A 26,331-nucleotide genomic window follows, 5' to 3' on the forward strand; every position below is an offset into this window, starting at 1 on the left:
TATGTTTTCCAAGTTCTTCATAGAACGCCCCATCTTCGCCAGCGTGATTTCGATCATTATCGTGCTGGGCGGGTTGGCGGCGATGCGGGCGCTCCCCATTGAGCAATATCCCCAGATCACCCCGCCGGTGGTCTCGGTCACGGCGTTTTATCCGGGCGCAACCCCGGAGGTGATCTCCCAGACCGTAGCGGCACCGCTGGAGCAGCAGATCAACGGCGTCGAACGGATGATCTACATGCAGTCGGGGTCGGCCTCCAACGGCCAGATGAGCCTCAACGTCTACTTCGAGATCGGCACCGATCCGGATCAGGCTACCATCAACGTCAACAACCGGGTCTCGGCCGCCATGGCCCAGTTGCCGGAAGAGGTGAAAAAGCAGGGGGTCACGGTCAAGAAGAAATCGACTTCCATCCTGCAGGTGGTCACCCTGCAGTCACCGAACGGCTCGTTTGATACCACCTATCTGTCGAACTACGCCCTGCTCAACATCATCGACGAGCTCAAGCGGATTCCCGGCATCGGTGATACCACCCTGTTTGGCGGTACCGACTATGCCATGCGCATCTGGCTGCGGCCGGATCGACTGGCCCAGCTCGAGCTCACCCCGAGCGATGTGATCGGCGCCATTCGCGAGCAGAACACCCAGTTCGCGGCAGGCAAGATCGGTACTCAGCCCACCACGGCCCCCATCGACTTCACCTACACGGTGCAGACCAAGGGGCGCCTTGAGGATGTGAAGGAGTTCCAGAACATCATCGTCCGCTCCATGCCCGATGGCTCCAAGATCCGGGTCCGCGATGTCGCTCGGGTCGAACTGGGGGGCAAGGATTATGATCTGGTCGCCCGCGCCAACGGCAAACCGGCCATCGGTATCGCTACCTATCTGCAACCGGGCGCCAACGCCGTCGCGGTTGCAGATGCGGTACACGCCACCATGGAGCGACTCAAGGAGCGCTTCCCGCAGGATATCGAGTACCAGATCCCCTACGACACCACCGAGTTCGTGAAGATCTCCATCGAGGAGGTGGTACACACCCTGTTCGAGGCGATCGTACTGGTTTTTATCGTGGTCTACCTGTTCCTGCAAAACTTCCGCGCCACCCTGATCCCCTGTATCGCGGTGCCGGTATCGCTCATCGGGACCTTCGCCGGCATGCTGGTGCTCGGTTTCTCCATCAACCTGCTGACCCTGTTCGGCATGGTGCTTGCCATCGGTATCGTGGTGGATGACGCCATCGTGGTGCTCGAAAACGTCGAGCGGATCATGAGCGAGAAGAAGTGCTCGCCCAAAGAGGCTGCCATCCTCGCCATGCAGGAGGTCTCCGGTCCGGTGGTCGCCATCGTGCTCGTGCTCTGCGCCGTGTTCCTGCCGGTCGCCTTTATGGGTGGCATGACAGGGGTGATGTACAAACAGTTCGCCATCACGGTCGCGGTCTCGGTCGCTATCTCCGGTCTGGTGGCACTGACCCTCTCTCCGGCCCTCTGTGCCGTGTTGCTGAAAGAGGGACACCACAAACCGGCCCGCTTCTTCGTCTGGTTCAACAACAGTTTTGACAAGCTGACCAGCCGCTACGTGCGCGGGGTGGCCTTCCTCAACCGTCGGGTGGGGGTCGCCTTTGCCATCATCGCCGTGCTGATCCTCTCCATCTACGGCCTCTTCCTGAAAGTGCCGGGCGAGCTGGTACCTAACGAAGATCAGGGCTACCTCATCGCTGCCGTCATGCTGCCGGATGCCGCCGCCATGAGCCGTACCCAGGAAGTGGCCGACAAGTTTGACCAGATCGCCATGGCCAACCCCCATGTGAAGGATGTGATCACCTTCTCGGGCTTTGACATTCTCTCCAATGCCATCATCAGCAACAGCGGCATGACCTTCATTACCCTGAAGGACTGGAGCGAGCGCCAGGGGGCCGGGCAAGACTCCTTCTCGTTGGCCAAGATCTTCCAGGGCATGGGCCTGATGGGACTGGCAGATGGCTTCGTCGCCTCTTTCAACCCGCCTCCCATTCAGGGGATGTCCACCACTGGCGGCCTGGAGGCCTATCTGCAGAACCGTGGCACCGGCAACGCCCAAGCCTTCTCCGGCGAAGTGCAGCGCTTCCTCGATGCGGCCAAGGAGCGTCCGGAGTTTACCAGCGTCACCACCACCTACCGCGCCAACGTGCCGCAGGTCTATCTGGACCTGGATCGCGAAAAGGCCAAAGCGCTGGGGCTACCGATCAACGCGGTGTTTGACACCATGCAGGCCACCTTCGGCCAGGTCTATGTCAACGACTTCAACCAATTCGGTCGTACCTACCGGGTGCAGTTGCAGTCCGAGGCAGACTACCGCGCCAAGAAGAGCGACATCCGCAACGTCTATGTCCGCTCCGACAAGGGGGAGATGATCCCGCTCAGCAGTCTGGTGACAGTGCGTGATGCCACTGGCCCCGAGCTGGTAGAGCGCTTCAACATCTTCCAGGCCGCCAAGATCATGGCCCAGCCCGCCCCTGGCTACAGCTCGGGTCAGGCCATCGCTGCGCTGGAGGAGGTCGCTAATGAGGCTCTTGGCAACGACGCCAAGCTGGAGTGGACCGGCTCCGCCTATCAGGAGAAGGCCTCTGCCGGCAGCGCAGGCATGGCGTTCGGCTTCGGTATTGTGATGATATTCCTCATTCTGGCCGCCCAGTATGAACGCTGGAGCCTGCCGTTTGCGGTGATCACCGCGGTGCCGTTCGCTCTGTTCGGCGCCCTGCTTGCCACCTGGGCGGTGGGTCTGACCAACAACGTCTACTTCCAGATCGGACTGGTGACGCTCGTCGGGCTGGCGGCCAAGAACGCCATCCTGATCGTGGAATTCGCGGTGATGAAGCACGAAGAGGGGATGAGCCTCATCGAGTCGGCACTGGAGGCAGCGCGCCTGCGTTTCCGCCCCATCGTGATGACCTCGCTGGCCTTCATTCTCGGCTGTGTGCCGCTGGTCACCTCCAGCGGTGCAGGTGCGGCAAGCCGTCACGCCCTCGGCTGGCCGGTCATCGGCGGTATGCTGGCGGCCACCTTTATCGCCATCTTCTTTATCCCGCTCTTCTTCCGCCTCATCATGAAAGGGTCGGCAAAAGGAGCTAAGCAGTAAGGCCTAGCCTGCAGCCTCGCTGATAACCCCTACCCCCGCACCTGCGGGGGTATTTTTTATCTCTTGCCCCGCCATGGTGCCTGTGAGCGCTCCTTGACCTTCTCCCAGAAGCAAGGTTTAGAGTCTGAGCACTTTATCCTGAAGGATAACCGGATTGTCACTCACCCAGCTTACTGCAAGATTGCCCTGCGTTGCTCTGGCCCGGCTGTTGCTGGCGCTGCTGCTTATCTGCAATCTGACCCTCTGCATCAGCTGGCATGGAGCGCAACCAGCGCTCGATACCTCGCCCCAACAAATGGCCTCCCAACCCCACAACCTGGTGATGAGTCGCGGCGAGCCGATGGCGATCATGGATCACCAATCCCCTACGGCCTCCCTCTCTTGCCATCAGGGGATGGGAGATGACGCCACCCCAAGCGGTGACTGCCAGATGCAGACCGGCGTCTCTGGCGCAGCCAGTGCCCTGCCGCTGCTTGGCATACTGATCTCCCTCTTTTTCTTGCCGCTGTTGTTGCTGCCCCTTGGCACGGCGAGCAGCGTGCTGGACAACTGGTTGCGGGATCCCTTCCTGCGATCCCGCGGTACTCACCCTCCCTCCTGGCCGCGCCGACACCTGATGCTGTCGGTGCTGCGTCACTAGAACGATCTTCTACTGCGTGCCTGCGGCAAGGTTGACCTTGCCCGTGTCTGCACGCCTTGCTTGACCCTGTGAACACTGGCCCGCCAGCAACAGGGAGTCGTGCGTCTGCTGACTCGTCAGCAACGCCCCGTTTGCCGCTAGCCCCTTTGGTGAGGCCTTGCACCTCACCCGACCGGCGGCCTGCACAAGAGAAGACGTATCATGTCACCAGCCCACTTTTCACCGACCAAGGTCGCCGCCTTCGCGGGCGCATTGTCCCCCTGCACGTTCTGCATGCAGATCCACGCCGGAGGCCACTCATGAACAAGACCATCCTGATGTCAGCCCTGCTGCTCGCCCTTGGCGCAGGTGGCGGCTACTGGGCCGCCAAACAGAGTGCCGATGTCACCAGCGCCAAAGAGAAAACGCCCCTTTACTGGGTCAACCCCATGGATCCCCGCGACAAGCGCGATGCCCCCGCCAAGGACAACATGGGGATGGACTTTATCCCCGTCTATGAGGAAAAACAGGGCGGCTCACCTGGCACAGTCACCATCAGCCCCGAGATCCAGCAGAACCTGGGAGTTCGGCTCGCCAAGGTGGAGAAGCTCCCCATCCACCAGCAGATTGAAACCGTGGGCTACGTCGGCTATGACGAAGATCGGCTGGAAGCCATCAACGCCCGTATGGCAGGCTGGATCCGCACCCTCGCCATCAAGAGCGAGGGACAGCAGGTGAGCAAGGGGAGCCTTATTTACGAGCTCTACGCGCCGGATCTGGTCAACGCCCAGCATGAGTATCTGCTCGCCCTCAACACCGCCAACCCCCTGCTGCTGCGCGCCGCCGAGGGCAAGCTCAAGTCCCTGCAGGTGCCGGCAGATCAAATCGCCGCCCTCAAGCGCAGCCATCAGGTGCGCGAAACCATTGGTATCTATGCGCCCAGCAGCGGTTATGTCTCGGAGCTGAAAGTGCGTGAGGGCCAATATGTGGAGCCCGCAGCCGCCCTGTTCAACATCAGCACCCTGCAGCAGGTGTGGGTCAGCGCCGAGGTGTTCGAGCGCCAGGCCGCCCAGCTGAAGGTGGGGGATCCGGTCACCATGACCCTCGACTACACCCCGGGCCGCCGCTGGCAGGGTCGGGTCGATTACCTCTACCCGACCCTGGATGCCGCCACCCGCACTCTCAAGGTACGGCTGCGCTTTGCCAACCCCGATGAGTTCTTGAAACCCAACATGTTCGCCAAGGTGAGCATTCGCACCGGGCAGGGAGAACCCCGGCTGGTGGTACCGAGCGAAGCGGTGATCCGTACCGGCAGCCAGGACAGACTGGTACTGGCACTGGGGGATGGCAACTTCAAGTCAGTGGCCGTCACCCTGGGCCCCCAGTTTGGCGACAAGGTCGCCATCCGGGAGGGAGTTGAAGCGGGGGACAGCATCGTCAGCTCGGCCCAGTTCCTGCTTGACTCGGAATCGGCTATCGACTCGGACTTCCAGCGCATGACGGCGGTGCGCCCCGCCCAGGTGTGGACCCAGGGCGAGGTTGAAAGCATCGATCTGGCCAACCGCACCCTGATGGTCTCCCACCAGCCCATCCCCGAGTGGCAGTGGCCCGCCATGGAGATGGAGTTCACCGTCGCCGAGGGGGTCGATATGAGCAAGCTGGCCGAAGGGCAGACCCTGCACCTGCAGGTAATGCAGGAGGGGGATGAGTACCGCATCACCACCATCCATCAGGAGAAGGCACCCGCTACTGACGGCGACGCCAAACCTGCGACGGATGAGATGGAGAAGATGGAAGGCATGGACCATAGCCAGCATCAGATGGCGATGCCCGAGATGGAGAAGAAGTCATGATCCCTTCCATCATGCGCTGCTTGGCAGGCAACCGCTCTTCGCTCTCTACACCAAATGAGCAAGGAGCCCAATCATGATCCCGTCGATATCTTGCCGCTTTACTAGCGACCATGTCCTGCCGTTCACGCCACGCCAAGAGGGAGGAGCCAAGTCATGATCCCCTCCATCATTCGCTGGTCCGTAGGCAACCGCTTTCTGGTGCTGCTATTGACCCTCATGCTCACCGCCTGGGGGCTCTGGTCGGTCAAGCAGACCCCGGTAGACGCCCTGCCGGATCTCTCCGACGTACAGGTGATCATCAAGACGGCCTATCCGGGCCAGGCGCCCCAGGTGGTGGAGGATCAGGTGACCTACCCGCTCACCACCGCCATGCTGGCGGTGCCGGGGGCCACCACGGTGCGCGGCTACTCCTTCTTCGGCGACTCCTTCGTCTATGTGCTGTTTGACGACAACACTGACCTCTACTGGGCCCGCGCCCGGGTGCTGGAGTATCTGAGCCAGGTTGCCCCCAACCTGCCCGCCTCCGCCCGTCCCCAGCTCGGCCCCGATGCCACCGGGGTGGGCTGGGTCTATCAGTACGCGCTGGTGGACAGAACCGGCAAGCATGACCTCAGCCAGCTCACCTCCCTGCAAAACTGGTTCCTCAAGTACGAGTTGCAGACGGTGGACGGGGTCTCCGAGGTCGCCACCGTGGGCGGCATGGTGCGCCAGTATCAGGTGCGGGTCGACCCGGACAAGCTGCGCGCCTACGGCATCCCGCTCTCCCTTATCGAGACCGCCATCAAGCAGGGCAATCAGGAGACCGGTGCCTCCGTCATCGAGATGGCGGAAGCGGAGTATATGGTGCGCTCCAACGGCTATCTGAAAAGCGTCGAGGATCTGAAACAGATCCCACTCGGCACCAATGTGCGCGGCGCCCCGCTGCTGCTGGGGGACGTGGCGGATGTGGTCACCGGCCCCCAGATGCGACGTGGCATCGCCGAGCTCAATGGCGAGGGAGAAGTGGTGGGTGGCATCATCGTCATGCGCTACGGCGAAAATGCCCAGCACACCATCGACGGGGTCAAGGCGCGGCTGGCGGAGCTCAAAAGCAGCCTGCCAGAGGGGGTGGAGGTCGTCACCGTCTACGATCGCTCCGACCTTATCCAGCGCGCCATCGACAACCTCTCCGGCAAGCTGGTGGAGGAGTTCGCCGTAGTGGTGCTGGTCTGCCTCGCCTTCCTGTTCCACCTGCGCTCGTCGCTGGTGGTGGTCATCACCCTGCCCATCGCCATTCTGGTGGCCTTTATCGTGATGCACCTGCAGGGGATCAACGCCAACATCATGTCGCTGGGGGGGATCGCCATCGCCATCGGCGCCATGGTGGATGGCGCCATCGTGATGATCGAGAACGTCCACAAACACATGGAGCGGGAGGCGCTCACCGACAAGAACCGCTGGCGCATCATCACCGAGGCGAGCATCGAGGTGGGGCCCGCCATCTTCTTCTCCCTGCTGATCATCACTATCAGCTTCCTGCCGGTGTTCGCGCTGGAGGCGCAGGAGGGGCGGATGTTCCACCCCCTCGCCTTTACCAAGACCTACGCCATGGCCGCCGCTGCCGTACTCGCCATCACGCTGGTGCCGGTGATCATGGGTTACTTCATCCGTGGCAAGGTGCTGGCGGAGCAGGCCAATCCGCTGAACCGTGGCTTAAGCCAGGGCTATGTGCCACTGCTCAAGGCCGTCTTGGCCCGTCCAAAAACCACCCTGGCCATCGCCGCCGTGGTCACGGTGGCGGGCTTCTGGCCGCTCAAGTACCTGGGCTCCGAGTTCATACCGCCGCTCGATGAGGGGGACATCATGTATATGCCCACCACGGCGGCCAATATCTCGGTGGGCAAGGCGCGGGAGATTTTGCAGCAGACCGACAAGCTCATTCGCACCGTGCCCGAGGTGCAGAACGTGTTCGGCAAGGCGGGTCGAGCCGAGACCGCTACCGACCCCGCCGATCTGGTGATGATGGAGACCAGCATCCAGCTCAAGCCCCGGGATCAGTGGCGCCCCGGCATGACCCCGGAGAAGCTGAAAGAAGAGCTCGACTCCCTAATTCGCTTCCCCGGCCTCACCAACGCCTGGGTGCCCCCCATCAAGACCCGCATCGACATGCTGGCCACCGGTATCAAGACCCCGGTCGGCATCAAGATAGCGGGGCCCGATCTCAAGGTGATCCAGCAACTCGGCCAACAGCTCGAACAGATCGTTGGCAAGGTGGAGGGCGCCTCATCGGTCTACGCCGAGCGGGTGGCGGGTGGCCGCTACGTCAAGGTGGATATCGACCGACTGAAAGCGGCCCGCTACGGCCTCAACATCGCCGATGTGCAGGCGGTGCTCGCCACCGCGGTGGGCGGCATGGAGGTGGGCCAAACCATCGAGGGGCGCGAGCGCTATCCCATCAACCTGCGCTACCCCCAGAGCTATCGCGACTCGGTGGCGAGCCTCGAGCTGCTGCCGGTGGTCACTCCAAGTGGCGCACGCATCGCCCTGGCGGACGTGGCGCGTGTCTACATCAGCGATGAAGCCCCCATGCTGCGCAGTGAAAACGCGCGCCTCAACGGCTGGGTCTACGTCGATATTCGCGGCCGCGACATCGGCTCTTTCGTGGTACAGGCCAAGGCCGAGGTGGACAAGCAGCTGGTGCTGCCGGCGGGCTACGCCCTCACCTGGTCCGGCCAATACGAGTACATGGAGCGGGCCAAGGCGCGCCTCGCCTACGTGGTGCCGCTCACGGTCGCCATCATAGTGCTGCTGCTCTATCTGGCGTTTCGCCGCTTCCAGGAGGTGCTGCTCATTCTCACCACCTTGCCGCTGGCAGTGGTGGGCGGGATCTGGACCCTCTGGCTGCTCGACTTCAACCTCTCGGTAGCGGTCGGGGTGGGCTTTATCGCACTGGCCGGGGTGGCGGTGGAGACCGGCGTCCTGATGCTGGTCTACCTCAACCATGCCTGGGATGACCTGGTGGCCAGTGGCAAGCCGGACAAGGCGGGTCTGCACCGGGCGGTGATCCACGGCGCCGCCCTGCGCCTTCGCCCCAAGATGATGACGGTGGTCACCATCATCGCCGGCCTGTTGCCCATCATGTGGAGCCACGGCACCGGCTCCGAGGTGATGCAGCGCATCGCCGCCCCGATGATCGGTGGCATGGTGAGCGCGCTGGTGCTGACCCTCTTGGTGCTGCCCGCCGCCTACTACCTGTGGCGCTGCCGCAGCCTGCAGCAGCTCACCACTGCGGAGCAGCAGGAGTCATCACACTGATGAACAGACCATTTTCAACCAGATAAACAGCAACCTCATAAGCTAAACAAGGAAACCAAGATGAACTACAAGACGCTGACACTGACCCTGCTGATTGGCATCGCTACCCACGCAAGCCTGCAGGCCGAAGAGATGATGAACCATGCCGGCCACGACATGAGCCAGATGGGACAAATGGAAGGTATGAGCGAGATGGGCGATATGGTGATGACCAAAGGGGTCATCAGCCGCATCGACGCACAAAACGGCAAGGTCGGCATCAAGCACGAGGCGATCGACAACCTCAAGATGCCCGCCATGACCATGGTCTTTCGGGTGGCAGATCCGGCCCTGCTCAAGGATCTGAAGGTAGGGGATGCAGTGCGCTTTCACGCCGAGAACCCGGGTGGCAAGCTCACCATCACCCAAATCCAGCCGCAGTAAATGCCCGGATCGCTCCGGACCGCCCGGATAAACAAAGAGGGAGGCATCAGCCTCCCTCAGATCGCAGAAGACCCCCTCTTTTTCAAAGAGGGGGTTCTTTTTCGCTCGGTACCACGGGACCAGTCACTGGCTGACAAGTCGGCATCGTGGCCATCTTCGCAACAAAAAAGCATCAGTGACCGCGCTATCGCCCCATAAAGCCCCTCGGGTACCGCATACCGACCATGGTTTTTCGAGATCACATTTTATTCCTTAATAAGTTTCCTATCCTTAGTGGAGCAGTTAATGTAAGCACAGGATGCCAAACAGGATTGTATAATGGATGACCAAATCCTGATTATTGATGATGACAATCTCTCTCTTCCCGATGCGAGGCCCGCTGGCTGGAAGGTGATGATTGTTGACGATGAGCCCGAAGTGCATCGCATCACCAAAATCACCTTGAATAAATTCGAGTTTGACAATCGCCCCATCGATTTTCTGCATGCTTACTCTGCGGCCCAGGCCAAAGAGTTGCTTGCCATCACCCCGGACGTTGCCCTGTTGCTGCTGGACGTGGTGATGGAGGTCGACCACGCGGGCCTTGATGTCGTCAAATACGTCCGTGAAGACCTGCAAAACAAGATGGTCCGCATCGTGCTGCGCACCGGCCAACCCGGCCAGGCGCCGGAAGATGACGTGGTCACCAACTACGACATCAACGACTACAAGGATAAAACTGAGCTCACCTCCCAGAAGCTGCGCACCCTGCTACGTGCCAGCCTGCGCTCCTATCGGGATATCCGCACCCTGGAGAGCAACCGCCAGGGGCTGGAGAAAGTCATTGAAGCCTCCAAGGGGATCTTTGAGAAGCGGGCCCTGCGCCAATTTGTCGAAGGTGCCCAGGAGCAGCTAAGCGCCCTGCTCCACCTAGGGGAGACCCAGATCTATGACGTCAAGCAGTACGCCTATGAGGTGAGGGATCAAGTATTGGAGCCCCTGCTGCCGGGCCATCCCGCCATGCGCCTCACGGAAGCGCCGGAGATCTTGCGCCAGGCCATGAGCAAGCGCAGCAACGTCTACTGCGACAACCAGATGGTGCTCTACTGCCAGAATCTTCGCCATCACCTGCTGTTCCACCTCGAGACCACTCGCCAGCTCAGCCAGATCGATACCGGCCTGCTGAGGCTGTTTACCGAAAACATCATAGTGGCGCTGGAGAATATCCGGCTCAACGAGCTGCTCGCCGACAACCAGCGGGAGATCATCTACCGCATCGGCGAACTGGTCGAAACCCGCTCCAAAGAGTCAGGGCAGCACGTCAAACGGGTCGCGCTCTATACCGAACAGTTCTGCCAGCTGATGGGGATGAGCGAAGAGCAGAGCGAGCTGGTGAAACGCGCCTCGCCACTGCACGACATTGGCAAGGTCGGTATTCCTGATGCCATCTTGCACAAGCCGGGCAAGCTGACGCAGGAAGAGTGGGAGATCATGAAAACCCACGCCCAGCTCGGGCAAGATATGCTCTCCGGCAGCGATCTGGCGCTGTTTCAGATTGGTGCCACCATCGCCGGCAATCACCATGAGAAGTGGAATGGCAGTGGTTACCCCCGTGGCCTGAAGGGAATGGATATTCCGCTGGAGGGACGGATCGTGGCACTGGCCGATGTGTTCGATGCCCTGGGCTCGGATCGCTGCTACAAGAAGGCGTGGCCACTGGACAAGGTGCTGGCGCTGATTGAAGAGGAGAAGGGCCAACATTTCGATCCCCAGCTGGTCGAGCTGATGATGGCCAATCTGGACAAGTTTCTCGAGATCCGCGAGCAGAACAAGGATATCTATATCGGCGAACACTGATACCCGGTCTGTTCTGTTTATGAGCTCAAAAAAACCGCCCTGCTTATCAAGGCGGTTTTTTATATCTGGCATCACGCCACTGCAGAACGAGGGTTACTGCTCCGGCAGATTGAGATCCAGCTTGGCGGCAGGTTGTCCGGCTTGCTGATTCTCGGCCTGCGCAGCGGCCAGAGCACGCTTCAGGGCACGCCGTTTTTGTATCACCACAAACCCGACGCCACCCAGCACTACCAGCAGCGCACCACCAGCCAATGCCCAGATCAGCCAGCCCACCCCCTCCTCTGCCGGAGCCTCATGGGTCGCCTCGGCACTGAATGCCGGTACCACCGCCGACACCACCTCTACAGGAGGCGGCGGTGGCGGAAAAACATTGAAGGTTTTCACCGGCAACTCGATTTTCAGCTCGCGGCCGAGGCGAGTGGTGCCATAGAGGGTTGCTTTCACATCATGCTGACCGACCTCCTTGATGATAGAGAGATCGATATCAAGCTTGGGCTCGCTGGCGGTCTCGCTGAACTCGTAGAGGCCGCCCACATTGCTGGTCACACTCCCCTTGAGCACCACGGAGGCGGGATCCAGCTCATCACTGTCGATTTGCAGTGACAGCTTGGCACCCAGATCTGCCGAAGGCGGCGCCAAGTTATAGCTGAACGGGTAGGGGTAAAGCAGCACATCCTGATAACGGGCACGGGCGAACACCTGATTGCCCGTACTGAACATGGCGCGGTACTTGCCGCCGGGAATATCCTGAAGTGTCACTTCCGCCGTCATGATGCCATCGCCTGGCACTTCATCGAGCCCCTTGCCATCATCGCGATAGTGGCCAAGTACCTGATCCAGCACGACCTCTTGCTTTTCGGCATCGCTGAAAGATTGCAGCTTGACGGTCATGCCAAGGTCAGAAAGATAGTATTTATCTTTCGGCGGCTGGCCATTGATCAGCAACCACGCCTTGAGCTTGACCACCTCCCCCTGATAGAGCTGCATCGGCAGGGCGGCGATATCGAGCCGGATATCGGAGAGAATGCGCACCCGGTTATCGGGATCCACCTCGCCAATCGCCTGCCAGGGGCCCGGCATCGGATTGCGCAGGGTAATGAGATCGTGCTCCGGCAGCGCCAGCCAACCCACGTCTGCGGATTTGACCTTGCCCACGTAAAGCTTGCTGCCATCGGGGCGAACCAGGATCACCGATGGGGTGCCCGGCTTGCGCTTGATAATGAAGGTGATCTCCTTCACGCCGTAATCGATGCGAAAGCGGTTATCCAGCAGTGGGATATCGGAAGGAGCAAATACCTCGGTCGCCGTCACCCCCAGCGAGAGCATCAGCAGCAGACCGGCACACCACTTGCTCATTGCCGCCACAGACAACTTCCTCCCTTCTTCTGCACCAGATCCAGTCTCGCCTCGTGCAAAGCCTGAACCTCGGCACTGGCACGCACCACCTTGAGGGCGGGTCGGTTGCTCTCCAACCGGCGAATGCTGGTGTCCTGATTGCTTTCGCTTTCGTTGCTCTCGGTGGCCAGATTGAGTTTGGTCTGGCCGCCGGTCATCAGCAGGTAGACGTCCGCCAGGATCTCCGCATCGAGCAAAGCCCCGTGCAGGGTACGGTGGGAGTTGTCGATACCGTAGCGATCGCAGAGCACGTCAAGGTTGTTGCGCTTGCCGGGGAAGAGATCCCGCGCCATCGCCAGGGTATCTGTGATGGTACAGATATCCGCCGTCTTGAAGTTGAGTCCGAGCTTGCTGAACTCGTAGTCCATGAAGCTCACGTCAAACGGCGCATTGTGGGCAATCAGTTCGGCCCCCCGGATAAAGTCGAGGAACTCGTCGGCTATCTGGCTAAAAGAGGGCTTGTCACGCAGAAACTCGTCGGTGATACCGTGCACCTGGATCGCTTCCGGGTCGACCAGACGATCAGGCTTGATATAGACGTGATAGTGGTTACCGGTCAGCTTGCGGTTGATCACCTCCACACAGCCGATTTCGATAATGCGGTGCCCCAGATAGACAGGGCCGCCCGCCGTATTCATACCTGTGGTTTCAGTATCCAGAATGATCTGGCGATTCAGTTGGGGTGTGTTCATGATCCAATCTATGTCAAACTTCGGCTTTACTTACTCGCTAGTTTACCCCAAGCCTCATGCTAAAACAGATTGATTGCTCATGTTAAAACAGATTGATGTCTATACCGACGGCTCCTGCCTCGGCAATCCGGGCCCGGGTGGTTACGGGGCCGTGATGGTCTACGGCAAGCACCGCAAAGAGATTTCCGCCGGATTCAAGTTGACCACCAATAACCGGATGGAGCTGATGGCCGCCATCATGGGGCTGCGCACCCTCAACGAACCGTGCAAGGTGCGCCTCACCACTGACAGCCAGTATGTCCGCCAGGGGATCACCCAGTGGATCATCGGCTGGAAGAAGAAAGGGTGGATGACCGCCAACCGTCAGCCGGTCAAAAACGTCGATCTCTGGAAGGAGCTGGATGCGGAAGTGGGTCGCCACCAGATTGAGTGGCTCTGGGTGAAGGGTCACTCCGGCCACCCGGAGAACGAACGGTGCGACGAGCTGGCCAGAGAGGCCGCCTGCGGCAAGGATCTGGCCGAGGATACCGGCTACCAGCCCTGACGGGCCATTCCCGGTGTGGCAAGGGACTTTGGCAGTTGCCAGCGCCGCCGCACCGGGATCAGTGGAAAGCGTCGTTTACGGGCAGCAATCACGTATACCGACGCAAATGCCCTGCAATAATCCCGCCCGATACTCTCCCGCCACCAGCTGTGCCAGCTCTGTTTCCCCATAAACGAGTAGCCAAAACGCTCGTCGAACATCACCTCGCATCCCAGCAGATGCAGCCAGTCCGTCACCCGCCCCGGGGTAAACATCCGTGCCGACCAGGGCATTCTGCGCCGCAAGAACGGCACACAGTGACCGATCCCGACCAGACTCATGGGGTTATAACCACTGATGATCAGCCAGCCATCATCGGTCAACACTCTTTCGGCTTCGCGCAACACCTGATGGGGATCGGCAGAGAAATCGAGGCAGTGAGCCAGCAGGCAGGCATCGACGCTGCCGGTCCGCACCGGCAGATCGAGGGGATCGCCATACATGTCGAGCAACCGCCCGCCAGGGGCGACCCCGATCTGGTGACGAATGGAGGAGCGTTTGCAGGAGAGTTCAGCGCTCAGGGCGCCAATTTTCAGCAGATGATAGCCAAACAGATTGGGGCACCAGTTGTCGAGCCGATCCTGGATCTCGGCCGCCATCCAGTCCCCCATAGGCAATGCAGCCCAGCTGGTCGGGATCTCGATTTGTTGTTCGGTACGTGCCACCTGCATAATAGGGCTCAACTCGGGGTTTCGAACGCCATCCTGTTATATAAGATACCCTCCCTAAAGAGAAGCAGACTCATGTATCCAGTGATCACAGTTCCAGCCTTTAATGACAACTACATCTGGTTGATCCGCCACGAAAATCACTGTCTGGTGGTCGACCCGGGCGATGCGGCCCCCGTGCTGGAGCGGCTCGAGGCATTGGGGCTGGTGCTCGATGCCATCCTGCTGACCCATCACCATCACGACCATGTCGGGGGTGTCACCGACCTGCTTACCCACTTCCCCCACGCCCGGCTCTACGGCCCCAAACTGGATCCGATGCCGGATCACCACGGTCAGTGGCTGGAAGATGGCGATCAGATCAACTGGCACGGCCTCGCCCTCGAGGTGATCCATGTGCCCGGCCACACCCGCGGCCACATCGCCTACCATGGCAACGGCATGCTGTTTTGTGGCGACACCCTCTTCTCGGCCGGTTGTGGCCGCCTGTTTGAAGGGACGCCGGAGCAGATGTACCACTCGTTGCAACGACTCGCCGCCCTGCCCGATGAGACCCTCATTTATTGTGCCCATGAGTACACCCTCTCCAACCTGCGCTTTGCCTATGCGGTCGAGCCGGACAACCCGGCGATCCGCCGCCAGATCGGGCTGATCAGCAAACTGCGACAACAAGGGCTGCCAAGTCTGCCAACCCAGCTGGGTGACGAGCGCACTTTCAACATTTTTCTGCGCTGCGAACAGGATTCAGTGAAATTTTCCGCTGAAAAGCATGGGCTAAAATGCGTGGAAAATCCGGTAGATACCTTCACCATTCTGCGTCAGTGGAAGGACGTTTTTTGAACAAACCTTGATCAGGCGGCCATTGCCCCTTATGATGCGGGCTGTTTTTCCTAAAAATGACCGGAACGAGATGAAGGTACGAACGGCCTTATTGGCAGCGCTGTTGCTCAGCGGCTGCCAAAACCTGAGCCATCAGGATGACCGGGCGCTAACGGCAATCGAGCCGATCAAGTCCCCCCAGGTCAAGAAAAAAGCGCATAAAAAACACTCTTCCCATTTCCTGTTTGGCGATGAACAGCTGGACGAAATGGAAGATACGGACAATCTGTGGGTTCGCATCAGCGATGATATGCAGTTGGAAACCCCGGATAATGCCCGCATCCGCCAACAACGAGAGTGGCTGTTGCGTAATGATAAGCATCTGGCGACCATTGCCAGCCGGGCTGAACCCTACCTCTATCTGATGGTAGAGGAGATAGAACGGCGTGAGCTGCCAATGGAGCTTATTACTGTCCCGATGATCGAAAGCATGTTTGATCCTCATGCCCGATCCCGCAGCAATGCGGTTGGACTCTGGCAGTTTGTCCCCGCCACAGGCAAGAACTTCGGTCTGCGCCACGACAACTGGTATGACGGACGGCGCGACGTACTGGCCTCCACCAATGCGGCGCTCGACTATCTGGAGTACCTGAACCGCTTCTTTGACGGTGATTGGATGCAAACGCTGGCCGCCTACAATGCGGGTGAAGGTAGGGTGCGCAACGCCATCCAGCGTAACCAGCGCGCAGGCAAACCGACCGACTACTGGTCGCTCGATCTGCCCCGCGAAACCCGGATGTATGTGCCGAAGATCCTCGCCATGGCTGACATGATCAGCAATGCCGACAAGTACAACGTCCAGTTGCCAGTGCTTGCCAACGAGCCGAAGCTACGGGTGGTGGAGACCGGCAGCCAGATCGATCTGAACGTGGCCGCCCAACTGGCGGGACTGCGCACGTCACAGCTCAAGGAGGTCAATCCGGCCCTGAGCCGTGGCGTTATGTCGCCTCGTGGCCCTTACCGCCTGCTGGTACCGGTGGAGTACGCCGATACCCTGGAGCTGGCACTGGCCGATCTGCCCAAGAGCGAACGTATTCGTGCCCGATCTTATCAGGTCACCCGTGGTGATACCCTGTCGCGAATCGCCCAGAATCACGGCGTCAGCGTGAGCGAACTGCAACTGGCCAACAATCTGCGCAGCAACAGCCTGCAGCACGGTCAGCAACTGGTGATCCCGACCCGTGGTCAGGCCAGCAGCAAGGCAAGCACCGCCAGCAAACCGCAGCAACTGGCCAGCCGTGGCAGCAGCCAGAAGGCCAAGATCAGTTACAAGGTGCGCTCAGGTGATAACCTGTGGAGCATCAGCCAGGCACACGGCATCTCCCATGCCGAGCTGGCCAAGTGGAACGGTCTGAACGCCAAATCGGCGCTCAAGCCGGGCATGAAGCTGGTGGTCTATCCCAAGCATGGGAAGAAGAACGACAAATCGATGGTGTATCAGGTTCGCCGTGGCGACTCCATCTCCTCCATCGCGGCTCGCTTCCAGGTAGCCATCAACGATGTGATGCGCTGGAACCAGCTGGATAAAGGGGATTACCTCAAGCCCGGTCAGGAGCTGACCCTGTTTGTGAAGAACAACAGCTAAGCCTCACCGCTTGAACCCGATACAAAACGGGGCCAGTCAAATGACTGGCCCCGTTTTTTTTGTCTCGGTTATCCGAACATCAAGGCAGACATCGGCACCCTGCCCGCCCTGTTCCTGCTGGCTGAGCCGCAAAAGGTGAAGGACACCATGCAGGGCTTTGCCCTGACGATGACGCTCGACCAAACGCGCCGTACCGTTCCCTCTCACGCGTTATCAACAATTGACAGCACGCCACACGGCGTGCCGTCGTTCATCTCCCCTTTCGCTTGCGCCTCTCGGCGCCGACGCCATCTTTTGTTATGATCTACAGCAACTTAAATTCAGCCACACGGCTAGCAAGACGAGGTCAGCAATGAAAGTAGGAATTATCGGCGCCATGGAGCAAGAAGTAGCCCTGCTGCGCAGCCAGATGAGCAACCCCACCACCCTGCAACTGGGCGGCTGCGAGTTCTATCAAGGGATGCTGGCAGGCAAAGAGGTAATCCTGACCCGCTCCGGCATCGGTAAGGTCGCCGCCAGCGTAGCCACCAGCCTGCTGCTGGAAAAATTCGCCCCCGACTGCGTCATCAATACCGGCTCTGCAGGCGGCTTTGCCCAGGACCTGCACATCGGTGATGTGGTGATCGCCAGTGAGATGCGTTTCCACGATGTGGACGTGACCGCCTTTGGTTACGAGATGGGCCAGATGGCACAGCAACCCGCCGCCTTCCCCTGCGACGAGCAGCTCATCGCGGTCGCTCAGGATTGCATCGCCGAGCAGGGCCAGCACCAGACCAAAGTTGGCCTTATCTGCACCGGCGATCAGTTCATGTGCAAACCGGACGCCATCGCCAAGGCTCGCGCCGACTTCCCGCAGATGCTGGCGGTTGAGATGGAAGGTGCCGCCATCGGTCAGGTGTGCCACATGTTCAAAGTGCCCTATCTGGTGGTGCGCGCCATGTCCGATATCGCTGGCAAGGAACAGGTTGAATCCTTCGACGCCTTTATCGAGGTGGCCGGTAAACACTCCGCCGAAGTGATCATCAAGATGCTCGGCAAGCTGTGATCGAAACAGGTTCGCTTGGTTTGATGGCCGATGCCCTCCTCTCGACAACGGCGGCCATTCTGGTGGGGGCAGCCCTGCTGGAGGCGGTGATCCCGTGGCCATTCCATCTGCGTCTTTCGGCCGTCACGCCCTTGCTGACCCGGCTGGGGCACAAGGTGCACAGAGCCGATGGCACGCCACGCCAGCAGCTGCAAGCAGGTATGCTGGCGATGCTGGTGGTATGGGTACCCTGCGCCGCCGGGCTCTGGTCGTTGCGCAATCTGGCATTGAGCGAGCCGCTGTTTGACCTGCTGTTTCTGCTGTTGATGATCGAATCCCGTCCGCTGCGCGAACTCGCCCATGCCACCCGCTCGCTTGCCACGCAGGAGACCCTGCCGCTGGCGAGATTGCAGGCGGCTCCCTGGCTCAAACGGGAGACCGGCAAACTCTCGGCCATGGGGCTCGCCAAAGCAGTGACCGAGAGCTGCGCCCTGCGTCTGGTCGGCCAATGGGCTGGCCCGCTGCTGGGGTACGCCCTCGCCGGGGTACAGGGCGCCCTGCTCTGGCGGCTGACCCAGCTGATGAGCCAAGGCTGGAGCATGAAGGATCCCGCCTTTGGCTATTTTGGACGTGCCGCCAGCGCCCTCTATCAGGGGCTCAATGCCCCCACCATCCTGTTGCTGGGGCTGCCGCTCCTGCTACCACGGCTCAAGCAGGCTGCTCAACGGCTGCGAAGCGGTGCGCTCTGGCCCTATCCCGCCATGGGGATGCTGTTGACACTACTGTCTGACAAGTGCCGGATCCGCCTTGGTGGCCCTCGCTACTATCAGGGGGCTCTGCAGCGCTGGCCAGTCATCGGCACTGGAGCTGAACCAGATTGCGAGACACCGTGCAAGGTACTCAATATTTTGCAAGCAATGGGCTGGGGCTGGTTGATACTGGCGCTGCTTGTCACTGTGGCGGGGTTATTTCATGGTTAGATGGTTGCGATTGCTTATCTGGCTGCCCTGCGCAGTGCTGGCCTGGTTACCCGGTGCCCTGATTGCCGCTACCCCAAACCGGGTGGTGAGCGTGGTGCCCCATCTGACCGAGCTGCTTTATGACATCGGTGCCGGTGACAAGCTGGTAGCTGTTGATGATGCCTCCGACTATCCCGCCGAGGTGAAAAGCAAGCCCAAGGTGGCCAATTATCGCAGCATCAATATCGAAGCGCTGCTGGCACAAAAACCGGACCTGATCCTGGGCTGGCGCTCGGCCCAGTCACGCATGCTGGCACCGCTGGAGCAGCTGGGTATCCCAGTTTTCTACTCGGAACCTACCGATTTTGCCTCGCTAGCTAACGAGATGCGGGCGCTGGGAAAATTGCTGGGTGTTGAGAAGAGTGCCAACGAAGCCGCCGATCGCTATCTGGCGCGCCTGCATGACCTGCAACAGCGTTATGGCCAGCCAACCGGCGTCAAGGTGTTCTACCAGCTCTGGTACCCGCCGCTCACCAGCGTCAGTGGTCAAGCCTGGCCTGCGCAGGCCATCGCGCTCTGCGGCGGGATCAACGTCATGGCGAATGCCAAGACCCCCTACCCGCAAGTGGACATGGAGCAGGTGATCAGAGCCAACCCCGCGCTGATCCTGGCAGGGAGTCAAGATCCTGACGCCCTGCGACACTGGCAGAAGTGGCCCAATGTGGATGCCGTACAGCATCAGCGACTCGATTTGATCAACCCGGATGAGCTGCACCGCTTTACCCCAAGAGCCCTCAATGCGGTGGAACAGGTATGCCGAGCCATTGTTCAACGCGACAGCAAGTAGCCAAAAAACGGCTATTCAGATCACGCCTGCCAAGATACGTCTGCAAATGGCATAAAAAGTGCTTTAGAATTCTATAGATACCAATCTTCATCATGGGGTAATCCCCCCATTTTTAGGATTACCGCTGTAAAAACTCTACCAGCAGGCCTATCCCCCTGGGAGCGGCATGCGGCCATCCAGACCGAGGTCCAGCAAGAGGGACTGGTCTTCTTCTCCACCCCCTTTTATGTCACCGCCGTCGATTTCCTGGAAGATCTCAATGCCCCCTCTACATGATCGCCTCGTTCGAAATAACCGACATTCCCGTGACTGCTCCCCGCCGCAAGCGGCGAGGCTTCCCACTTCTTAGGCCGCGACCGTCAGATTGACGGATTTACGCTGGCCTCCATGGGCAGAAACGACGAGCCCCGCCGCTTTTAATTCCAATATTCCTTGCTGTCGAATGTTCATGGCCGCGTTGATGTCGCGGTCATGCTCTGCCCCACACGCTGGACATACCCACTGTCGTTGATGAAGTGGCATCTCCGGCATCTTGTAGCCGCACTCACTACATGGTTTAGAGCTGGCGAACCACTGATCGAGTTTGATTAGGTGGCGGCCCGCCGCTTGGGCTTTGTACTCCAGCCTCATGATAAAACCATGCCAGCCAGCATCGCCAATGGCGCGGGCCAGCTTGTGGTTTTTCATCATATTGGTTGTTTTAAGCGTCTCCACGATGATCGCTTGGTTATCGTCAACTATCGTGCGAGAGAGTTTGTGCTGAAAATCAGCGCGAGCATTGGCTACCCGCTCGCACAGGGCGGCCAGCTGTAATTTGGCCTTACTACGATTGGCACTGCCTTTTTTCTTGCGAGACAGTGCTTTTTGCTTTCGCCGCAGATTGCGACTTGCATTAATAAGGTGGCGCGGGTTGGCCATCTTTTTGCCACTCGACGCAATGAGGTAGTGGGACAGCCCCATATCATAGCCTGTCACCTCTGTGATGAGGGAGGGCTTGGCGGGAGCCTCACGGCCATCATCGCAAAGGATGGAGGCATAGTATTTCCCTGTCGGGCCACGGCTGACCGTGATGCTGGAGACCACGCCGATAATATCTCGGTGAATGACAGCTCGGATGGGCGTCATCTTCGGTAACAGGATGGCATCGGTCAGCACTTTGCCATTGGGGTGATAACTGGATTGCCTGCCTCTCTTGCTCTTGAAGGTGGGCATCCTGGCCTTGAGCTTGGGGTTGAAAAAATTGGCGAATGCCTTATCCAGGTTGATCACCGCCTGCTGTAAGGCTTGTGAATCGTACTCTTTCAGCCAGCTGTATTTGCGCGATTTTTTTGCCACAGCGAGCAGGGGTTTCAAGTCGCGTTTGGGTTTCAGTGAAACCCCGTGGCGCTGGAACATGTGCCGCTGAATATGAAGGGCTTTGTTGTACGCGAACCGCACCGCGCCGAACTGGGCATTGAGGAATGCCGCTTGTTCGTCGGTGGGGTAAATGCGTACTTTTGTGGCTCTTTTCATGATTAAAAACACAGGCTGTATATAAGCACAGTTATAGCGTGTGCCAGTGAAATCAACAACCGCTGCGGACGTGCGGCAGGCGCGACTATCGAGACACTGAAGACATAGGCGGGCTCGCAAACGCATCAGATTAGCTCCCCTTATATCCCCGCCCGATTGGGCTAGGGTTTACGGGGCATCTGCTAATCGAATACACGGCCAGCAAGGGCAAACCAATGATCTTTTGCCTCTATTTGTGCGACCCACAGGAGCTGTTCAAGATTGCCGCTGGCAGTGATGCCCTGCTGGCAGACCGGGGACTCATGACCATACTGGATTTTAATCCTCCGGCAGGCCACTATCGCAACGATTATCAGCATCACGCCAATCTCTTCAGCTACAAGATGAATTACGGAGAATTATTTGGCTGGCACCCAGGCTACCATCGTCTGTTCGAACACGTGCAGCATCACGATGGCGGTACCGAGCTCGAGCCGGATGCCCTGATCTCGGTGCAGATCTTGCGAAAAGATGTGCGGCTACTCGCGGCGCAAAACCCCTACACAAGGTCACGGTAGGAATAGCGGTTACCCGCCCGGCCACCAAGGTCAGCGGCAGGAGCGTCATCGGCCGCACCGCAAGCACAGTGACGATGGATATAACGCGCAGAGGGATGACCAGCACAATGGCGGCAACCGGTTTTCGCCAGCGTCTGATTACGCTTCGCGGATCAGACCCACGGCCCTGAGCTGGAACAGCAGAGGCCAGCCCTGCTCGTTGCAGTAACGCTGCTCTTTTTCGAGGTTTTGCAGCAGCAGTCGGTTCTCCTCACACCAACTGGCGGGCAGGTTGACCACCAGTTGATCGCCGGCGGCCTGCACGTTCCACTCCGGCAGCAAGTTATCCTGCCGCTTGTGGTGGGCGGCGACCGCGAGGCGCAGAATGCGGATGCAGCGCAGCACCGTCTGTTCGTCGTGGTTGGGCAGGGGCGGCAGCTCTGAGAGCTTGAGCCCCTTGCGCTGAAAGCGCACCAGCGCCGCCAGCAGCGCCTGATCGTCCTGGTTAAAGCCGGGCAAGTCGGTGTGTTGCAGAATATAGGCGGAGTGACGGTGAATGCCGCTGTAGTTGATGGCAAGGCCAATTTCGTGCAGCCGCGCCGCCCAACCAAGGATGGCGCGATAGGGCTCTATCTCCATCTGCCAGGGCTCTTGCAAGGCATCAAACAGCGTCAGCACGCTCTGCTCCACCCGGGCGGCTTGTTTGCGGTCCATCCGGTAGTGGGTACCCAAGGCCTGCGCGGTACGCTCGCGAATATCATGGTGCTGCAAGCGCTCCTCGAACTCGTAGAGCAGCCCTTCGCGCAGCGCGCCATCGGAGTAGTCGAGCCGCTCGATGGGCAGCGAGGTAAACAGCCCGAGCAGGATGGCGACCGCAGCGGCAAACACCTCCTGACGCTCCTCGGTGAGCCCGGCCAGCTTGAGGTTGTCGACTCGCTTGCGCTCGATCATCACAGCCTTGAGCCGCTCCAGCCCCTCCAGCGTAATGCTGCCATCGGTCCAGCCCTCGCCCTGCAATACATCACGCACGGTACGAATGGAGCCTGAGCTGCCAAGGCAGCTCTGCCAGCCCAGTTTGCGGTACTGGTTGATAATGGGGGCGAGCTGGTGCTGCGCCTCCAGCACCGCATTACTGAAGTTTTTCTCGCTCAGCTTGCCGCTGGCAAAGAAGCTCTGGGTGAAGCTGACGCAGCCCATCTTGCGGCTGGTGAGGGCCTTGTGTTCAAACCCCTCGCCGATAATGAGCTCGGTGCTGCCGCCACCGATGTCGATCACCAGTACCTGACCTTCGATATGCTGGGTATGGGCAACGCCCTGATAGATGAGGCGTGCTTCTTCCTGCCCGCTGATGATCTCGATGGGGTGGTTGAGCACCTTGGCCGCTTCGCTCACGAACTCGCGGGCGTTGCTGGCGCGGCGCAGGGTATAGGTACCGGCAATGCGGATTTGATCCGGCTTGATATTGGTGAGGCGTTCGGCAAACAGCGACAGGCAGGCGAGGCCGCGTGCCATCGCCTCCGGGCTCATCCGCTTCTGCTCATCCATCCCCTCCGCCAGACGCACGCGCTCCTTGATGCGATCGATGATGCGAAAACGCCCTTCGCTCAGATGAGCGATAACCATGTGAAAACTGTTGGAGCCGAGATCCACGGCGGCATAGAGACTATTGTCCATTGTTTGACTCGATACGTTTGAGATAGTCGTAAATTGCCACCTGAGAGCGAATTTTGCGGCGGTTGCCCCGCTTCACATACGCGTTCTGCTGGTCGGCATCGATCACCCGCGCCTTGCAGGTATCACTCAGTTGTAGCTCGAGAATGTCCATGATGCGCTGCTTGAGGCGCTCATCATAAATGGGCGTGCCCACTTCGATCCGGCCGTCGATATTGCGGCTCATCCAGTCGGCGCTGGAGATATAGAGCTGGGGGTTGCCCTTGTTGTGGAACACCATCACCCGCGGGTGCTCGAGGAAGCGGTCGATGATGCTGATCACCTTGATGTTGTCACTGAGGCCCGGCACGCCCGGGCGCAGAGCGCACATGCCACGGATGATCATCTGGACTGGTACCCCCGCCTGCCCGGCGGCATAGAGCCGGTTGATGAGATCCTTGTCCACCAGATTGTTGATCTTGAGGATGATGCCGCTCGGCTGGCCCGCCTTGGCGTTGGCGAGCTCGTTGTCGATGAGACGATAGAGCTGACGGCGGCTGTTGATGGGGGAGACCAGCAGGTGGTTGAACTTGTAGCGCCGATACGGATATTCGATATATTCGAACACCCCCTCCACTTCGGCGGTGATATCCGGATTGCGGGTCAACAGCGAGAAGTCGGTGTAGATCTTGGCGGTCTTTTCGTTGAAGTTGCCGGTGCCGATATGGGCATAGCGCACCGCCTCGCCATTTTCGTGGCGGGTGATGAGGCAGAGCTTGGAGTGGATCTTGAGGCTTGGCACCCCGAACACCACCTTGACCCCGGCATCGGTCAGAATATTGGCCCAGTCGATGTTGGCCGCCTCGTCGAAACGGGCGCGCAGCTCGACCACCACGGTCACCTTCTTGCCGTTGTTGGCGGCATCGATCAGGGAGTGGATGATCCGCGACTTCTTGGCGACCCGGTAGATGTTGATGCGAATGGCGCTGACCGCCGGATCGAACGCCGCCTGGCGCACCAGCTCGGTGAAGTGGTGGAACTTGTGGTACGGGTAGTAAAGCAGGATATCCTGTTTGCTGATCGCATCGAAGGCATTGACGAAGCCGTCAAAATCATGGCAATCGAGTGCCGGCAGCTTGGGGTTTTCCAGATAGTCGCGGCCTACGTTGGGGAAGCCAATGAAATCCTTGAAGTTGTGGTAGCGACCACCCGGCATGATGGCGTCGTAGGAGCTGATCTGCAGCTTGAGCTTGAGGAAGCTTATCATGGCCGCCGGCATCTCCCGCTCGTAGACGAAGCGCACCGGCATGGCGGTAAGGCGCTGTTTCAAGCCGTCACTCATCTTGTCCAGCAGACTGAGATCCAGCTGGTCGGAGAGCCCGTATTCAGCATCCCGGGTCAGCTTCACCGCGTAGGCGGCAATCTCGTCGTAGTCGAAGAAGCCCTTGAAGATCTCGTCGAGACAGAAGCGGATAACGTTATCCAGAATGATGATCTGCTTCTTGCGGCGGGTTCCCTCCGGTGGCAGTTGGAAGAAGCGGGGCAGGTCATCGGTCGGCACTTCCACCAGGGCGTACTGGATCACCTGACCGTTCTTCTTCATCTCGACGGCCAGGTAGGTGTACTCATCCTTGAGGAACTTGACCGGATTGACCTCCTTGTTGAGCAGGATCGGGATGATGTGGCGCAGCACCTTCTCCTTGAAGAAGACCCGCAACCACTTCTGAATGGCATCGGAGAGCTGGTTCTCGTTGACCAGGAAGATGTTGTGGCGGGCCAGCGCAATCAACAACTCCTTGTAGGTGTTGTCGAACGCCTCACCGAGCGCCATCACCTTCTGCTGGATGGCGCGCAGCAGCACCTTGGCTTCATCGTCGCCGCCATGTACTTCGTTGATCAGAATGCGGCGCTTGACGTCCGACACTCGCACCTTGAAAAACTCATCCTGGTTGGAGGAGAAGATCCCCAGAAAACGGACCCGCTCGATGAGGGGCACCGTCTTGTCCATTGCCTCTTGCAACACCCGTTCATTGAATGAGAGCCAGCTCAGCTCTTTCTCTTCATACAGCTTGTCGGTGCTCATGTTGTGCCTCTGTTTCTGGTCGCGTCTGCGCGGCAGTTATGGCGTTAATATATGACAAATAAATGACAAGATTGTTACTGCTCGCTGAACGCCTCGTCGATGTCGACCACCAGATCGTCGGAGAGGGATTCCAAGGCGGTGATCAGTGCGCCCATCTCCAGCCCGTCAGGCAGGGCAACCAGCGCATGGGCATAGAAGAGCGGAGCGCCGGAGTGGGGGGCCGGTTCACAGCCGGTGGTGAGATCGGCCACATTGATCTCGAGCTGACGCAGGATGCTGGCCACTTCGTGGACGATGCCAGGGCGGTCGTTGCCGGTCACCGTCATCATCACTTGATGGGCCGGTTCGGCAGTGGGTGTGCCTTCGGCAAAGCTGATGCTCAGACCCGGCAGCAGGGCCAGCGCTTCGCACAGGCTGCGATAGTGCTCATCGGGCACGGAGACATGGAGGATACCGGCAAACTGGCCCGCCAGTTCGCTCATGGCACTGCCTAGCCAGTTGCCCTGCTCGCGGCTGATGACGGCCGCCAGGCTTTCGACGATCCCGGGTTTGTCTGCACCGATCACGGTGACCACCAATTGCTTTTGCATCCTGCTCTCCTTGAAATTGGAACTCTGACTCAATCCTCATTGTGCCTGCTGTAGCTGGTCATATGAACCCCCGCTTGTCGGCAAATAGATAAAAAGACGGGACTTTTACACTTTCCATACGCTTGCCCGCTGCCTTGCTCCCTGGCGGCTGTGGTAAAGTGATTCCCCTTTCGTGTTGTGAACTGGATCGT

Annotated in this window: 21 protein-coding genes; 14 read left to right on the forward strand and 7 right to left on the reverse strand. The window is 59.5% G+C overall.

From position 1 onward, the window contains the following. Position 1 precedes the first annotated feature (1 nt). The 6 genes from NMD14_12635 to NMD14_12660 all read left to right on the forward strand — a co-directional run bounded on the left by NMD14_12635 (position 2) and on the right by NMD14_12660 (position 11,137). Positions 2–3,112, forward strand: coding sequence for a multidrug efflux RND transporter permease subunit (locus NMD14_12635; protein XEI31628.1), 3,111 nt, complete (start codon positions 2–4; stop codon positions 3,110–3,112). 154 nt (positions 3,113–3,266) lie between these two features. After that, positions 3,267–3,752 (forward strand): hypothetical protein, encoded by a 486-nt coding sequence (locus tag NMD14_12640; GenBank protein XEI31629.1) that lies wholly within the window; start codon positions 3,267–3,269, stop codon positions 3,750–3,752. A gap of 299 nt (positions 3,753–4,051) precedes the next feature. Continuing rightward, entirely contained in the window at positions 4,052–5,584 is a 1,533-nt protein-coding gene (locus NMD14_12645; GenBank protein ID XEI31630.1) for an efflux RND transporter periplasmic adaptor subunit, read from the forward strand. A gap of 153 nt (positions 5,585–5,737) precedes the next feature. Then, positions 5,738–8,878, forward strand: coding sequence for an efflux RND transporter permease subunit (locus NMD14_12650; protein XEI31631.1), 3,141 nt, complete (start codon positions 5,738–5,740; stop codon positions 8,876–8,878). 60 nt (positions 8,879–8,938) lie between these two features. Further along, the gene (locus NMD14_12655) at positions 8,939–9,301 is read left to right on the forward strand and encodes a copper-binding protein (GenBank protein XEI31632.1); all 363 of its coding nucleotides are present in this window, start codon (positions 8,939–8,941) and stop codon (positions 9,299–9,301) included. 318 nt (positions 9,302–9,619) lie between these two features. Further along, positions 9,620–11,137 carry a DUF3369 domain-containing protein gene (locus NMD14_12660; GenBank protein ID XEI31633.1) on the forward strand — a complete coding sequence of 506 codons (1,518 nt, stop codon included), beginning with the start codon at positions 9,620–9,622 and terminating at the stop codon, positions 11,135–11,137. Positions 11,138–11,230: 93 nt separating this feature from the next. Here the strand turns inward: NMD14_12660 and NMD14_12665 are convergent, their stop codons facing one another. Together NMD14_12665 and dnaQ are read right to left on the reverse strand one after the other, a co-directional pair. Next, complete coding sequence (locus NMD14_12665) at positions 11,231–12,493, reverse strand: TIGR03503 family protein (GenBank protein ID XEI34759.1); 1,263 nt, start codon at positions 12,491–12,493, stop codon at positions 11,231–11,233. After that, entirely contained in the window at positions 12,490–13,224 is a 735-nt protein-coding gene (dnaQ, locus tag NMD14_12670; GenBank protein XEI31634.1) for a DNA polymerase III subunit epsilon, read from the reverse strand. The genes NMD14_12665 and dnaQ overlap by 4 nt, the downstream gene beginning before the upstream one ends. 79 nt (positions 13,225–13,303) lie before the next feature. On the opposite strand from dnaQ, the gene rnhA reads away from it, so the two are divergent. Next, entirely contained in the window at positions 13,304–13,768 is a 465-nt protein-coding gene (gene rnhA, locus NMD14_12675) for a ribonuclease HI (GenBank protein XEI31635.1), read from the forward strand. Here the strand turns inward: rnhA and NMD14_12680 are convergent. Continuing rightward, positions 13,756–14,478 (reverse strand): class I SAM-dependent methyltransferase, encoded by a 723-nt coding sequence (locus NMD14_12680; protein ID XEI31636.1) that lies wholly within the window; start codon positions 14,476–14,478, stop codon positions 13,756–13,758. The two genes, rnhA and NMD14_12680, sit on opposite strands and share 13 nt — an antisense overlap. Before the next feature lie 72 nt (positions 14,479–14,550). Between NMD14_12680 and gloB the strand changes: the two genes are divergently transcribed. The 6 genes from gloB (at position 14,551) to NMD14_12710 (ending at position 20,045) form a co-directional block, all read left to right on the forward strand. Continuing rightward, the gene (gene gloB, locus NMD14_12685; GenBank protein ID XEI31637.1) at positions 14,551–15,315 is read left to right on the forward strand and encodes a hydroxyacylglutathione hydrolase; all 765 of its coding nucleotides are present in this window, start codon (positions 14,551–14,553) and stop codon (positions 15,313–15,315) included. Between the two features lie 70 nt (positions 15,316–15,385). Next, complete coding sequence (locus tag NMD14_12690; protein ID XEI31638.1) at positions 15,386–16,939, forward strand: LysM peptidoglycan-binding domain-containing protein; 1,554 nt, start codon at positions 15,386–15,388, stop codon at positions 16,937–16,939. Between the two features lie 352 nt (positions 16,940–17,291). Next, entirely contained in the window at positions 17,292–17,984 is a 693-nt protein-coding gene (mtnN, locus tag NMD14_12695) for a 5'-methylthioadenosine/S-adenosylhomocysteine nucleosidase (GenBank protein XEI31639.1), read from the forward strand. Between the two features lie 23 nt (positions 17,985–18,007). Continuing rightward, positions 18,008–18,943, forward strand: coding sequence for a cobalamin biosynthesis protein (locus NMD14_12700; GenBank protein ID XEI31640.1), 936 nt, complete (start codon positions 18,008–18,010; stop codon positions 18,941–18,943). Beyond that, on the forward strand, positions 18,936–19,769 hold the full coding sequence (locus NMD14_12705) for a cobalamin-binding protein (protein XEI31641.1): 834 nt from the start codon (positions 18,936–18,938) through the stop codon (positions 19,767–19,769). Before NMD14_12700 ends, NMD14_12705 begins: the two co-directional genes overlap by 8 nt. 201 nt (positions 19,770–19,970) lie before the next feature. After that, on the forward strand, positions 19,971–20,045 hold the full coding sequence (locus NMD14_12710) for an N-acetylneuraminate synthase family protein (protein ID XEI34760.1): 75 nt from the start codon (positions 19,971–19,973) through the stop codon (positions 20,043–20,045). A gap of 69 nt (positions 20,046–20,114) precedes the next feature. Here NMD14_12710 and NMD14_12715 read toward each other — a convergent pair whose 3' ends face one another. After that, entirely contained in the window at positions 20,115–21,281 is a 1,167-nt protein-coding gene (locus NMD14_12715; protein ID XEI31642.1) for a transposase, read from the reverse strand. Between the two features lie 215 nt (positions 21,282–21,496). On the opposite strand from NMD14_12715, the gene NMD14_12720 reads away from it, so the two are divergent. Next, the gene (locus NMD14_12720; protein ID XEI31643.1) at positions 21,497–21,838 is read left to right on the forward strand and encodes a hypothetical protein; all 342 of its coding nucleotides are present in this window, start codon (positions 21,497–21,499) and stop codon (positions 21,836–21,838) included. Between the two features lie 138 nt (positions 21,839–21,976). Here NMD14_12720 and ppx read toward each other — a convergent pair whose 3' ends face one another. The 3 genes from ppx to NMD14_12735 form a co-directional block, all read right to left on the reverse strand. Further along, on the reverse strand, positions 21,977–23,491 hold the full coding sequence (ppx, locus tag NMD14_12725; GenBank protein XEI31644.1) for an exopolyphosphatase: 1,515 nt from the start codon (positions 23,489–23,491) through the stop codon (positions 21,977–21,979). Further along, positions 23,481–25,550 carry a polyphosphate kinase 1 gene (gene ppk1 / locus NMD14_12730; protein ID XEI31645.1) on the reverse strand — a complete coding sequence of 690 codons (2,070 nt, stop codon included), beginning with the start codon at positions 25,548–25,550 and terminating at the stop codon, positions 23,481–23,483. Before ppk1 ends, ppx begins: the two co-directional genes overlap by 11 nt. A 74-nt stretch (positions 25,551–25,624) precedes the next feature. Then, complete coding sequence (locus NMD14_12735) at positions 25,625–26,140, reverse strand: glycine cleavage system protein R (GenBank protein ID XEI31646.1); 516 nt, start codon at positions 26,138–26,140, stop codon at positions 25,625–25,627. Positions 26,141–26,331: the final 191 nt, after the last annotated feature.

Source organism: Aeromonas veronii, assembly GCA_041319085.1.
In the GTDB taxonomy this organism is placed as follows: Bacteria; Pseudomonadota; Gammaproteobacteria; order Enterobacterales; family Aeromonadaceae; genus Aeromonas; species Aeromonas veronii_F.

Excerpts from the sequence above, each read along its gene's own strand:
- NMD14_12635 (XEI31628.1), top strand. The coding sequence starts at position 2 with ATGTTTTCCAAGTTCTTCATAGAACGCCCCATCTTCGCCAGCGTGATT.
- NMD14_12645 (XEI31630.1), top strand. The coding sequence starts at position 4,052 with ATGAACAAGACCATCCTGATGTCAGCCCTGCTGCTCGCCCTTGGCGCA.
- NMD14_12650 (XEI31631.1), top strand. The coding sequence starts at position 5,738 with ATGATCCCCTCCATCATTCGCTGGTCCGTAGGCAACCGCTTTCTGGTG.
- NMD14_12655 (XEI31632.1), top strand. The coding sequence starts at position 8,939 with ATGAACTACAAGACGCTGACACTGACCCTGCTGATTGGCATCGCTACC.
- NMD14_12660 (XEI31633.1), top strand. The coding sequence starts at position 9,620 with ATGGATGACCAAATCCTGATTATTGATGATGACAATCTCTCTCTTCCC.
- NMD14_12665 (XEI34759.1), bottom strand. The coding sequence starts at position 12,493 with ATGAGCAAGTGGTGTGCCGGTCTGCTGCTGATGCTCTCGCTGGGGGTG.
- dnaQ (XEI31634.1), bottom strand. The coding sequence starts at position 13,224 with ATGAACACACCCCAACTGAATCGCCAGATCATTCTGGATACTGAAACC.
- rnhA (XEI31635.1), top strand. The coding sequence starts at position 13,304 with ATGTTAAAACAGATTGATGTCTATACCGACGGCTCCTGCCTCGGCAAT.
- NMD14_12680 (XEI31636.1), bottom strand. The coding sequence starts at position 14,478 with ATGCAGGTGGCACGTACCGAACAACAAATCGAGATCCCGACCAGCTGG.
- gloB (XEI31637.1), top strand. The coding sequence starts at position 14,551 with ATGTATCCAGTGATCACAGTTCCAGCCTTTAATGACAACTACATCTGG.
- NMD14_12690 (XEI31638.1), top strand. The coding sequence starts at position 15,386 with ATGAAGGTACGAACGGCCTTATTGGCAGCGCTGTTGCTCAGCGGCTGC.
- mtnN (XEI31639.1), top strand. The coding sequence starts at position 17,292 with ATGAAAGTAGGAATTATCGGCGCCATGGAGCAAGAAGTAGCCCTGCTG.
- NMD14_12700 (XEI31640.1), top strand. The coding sequence starts at position 18,008 with ATGGCCGATGCCCTCCTCTCGACAACGGCGGCCATTCTGGTGGGGGCA.
- NMD14_12705 (XEI31641.1), top strand. The coding sequence starts at position 18,936 with ATGGTTAGATGGTTGCGATTGCTTATCTGGCTGCCCTGCGCAGTGCTG.
- NMD14_12715 (XEI31642.1), bottom strand. The coding sequence starts at position 21,281 with ATGAAAAGAGCCACAAAAGTACGCATTTACCCCACCGACGAACAAGCG.
- NMD14_12720 (XEI31643.1), top strand. The coding sequence starts at position 21,497 with ATGATCTTTTGCCTCTATTTGTGCGACCCACAGGAGCTGTTCAAGATT.
- ppx (XEI31644.1), bottom strand. The coding sequence starts at position 23,491 with ATGGACAATAGTCTCTATGCCGCCGTGGATCTCGGCTCCAACAGTTTT.
- ppk1 (XEI31645.1), bottom strand. The coding sequence starts at position 25,550 with ATGAGCACCGACAAGCTGTATGAAGAGAAAGAGCTGAGCTGGCTCTCA.
- NMD14_12735 (XEI31646.1), bottom strand. The coding sequence starts at position 26,140 with ATGCAAAAGCAATTGGTGGTCACCGTGATCGGTGCAGACAAACCCGGG.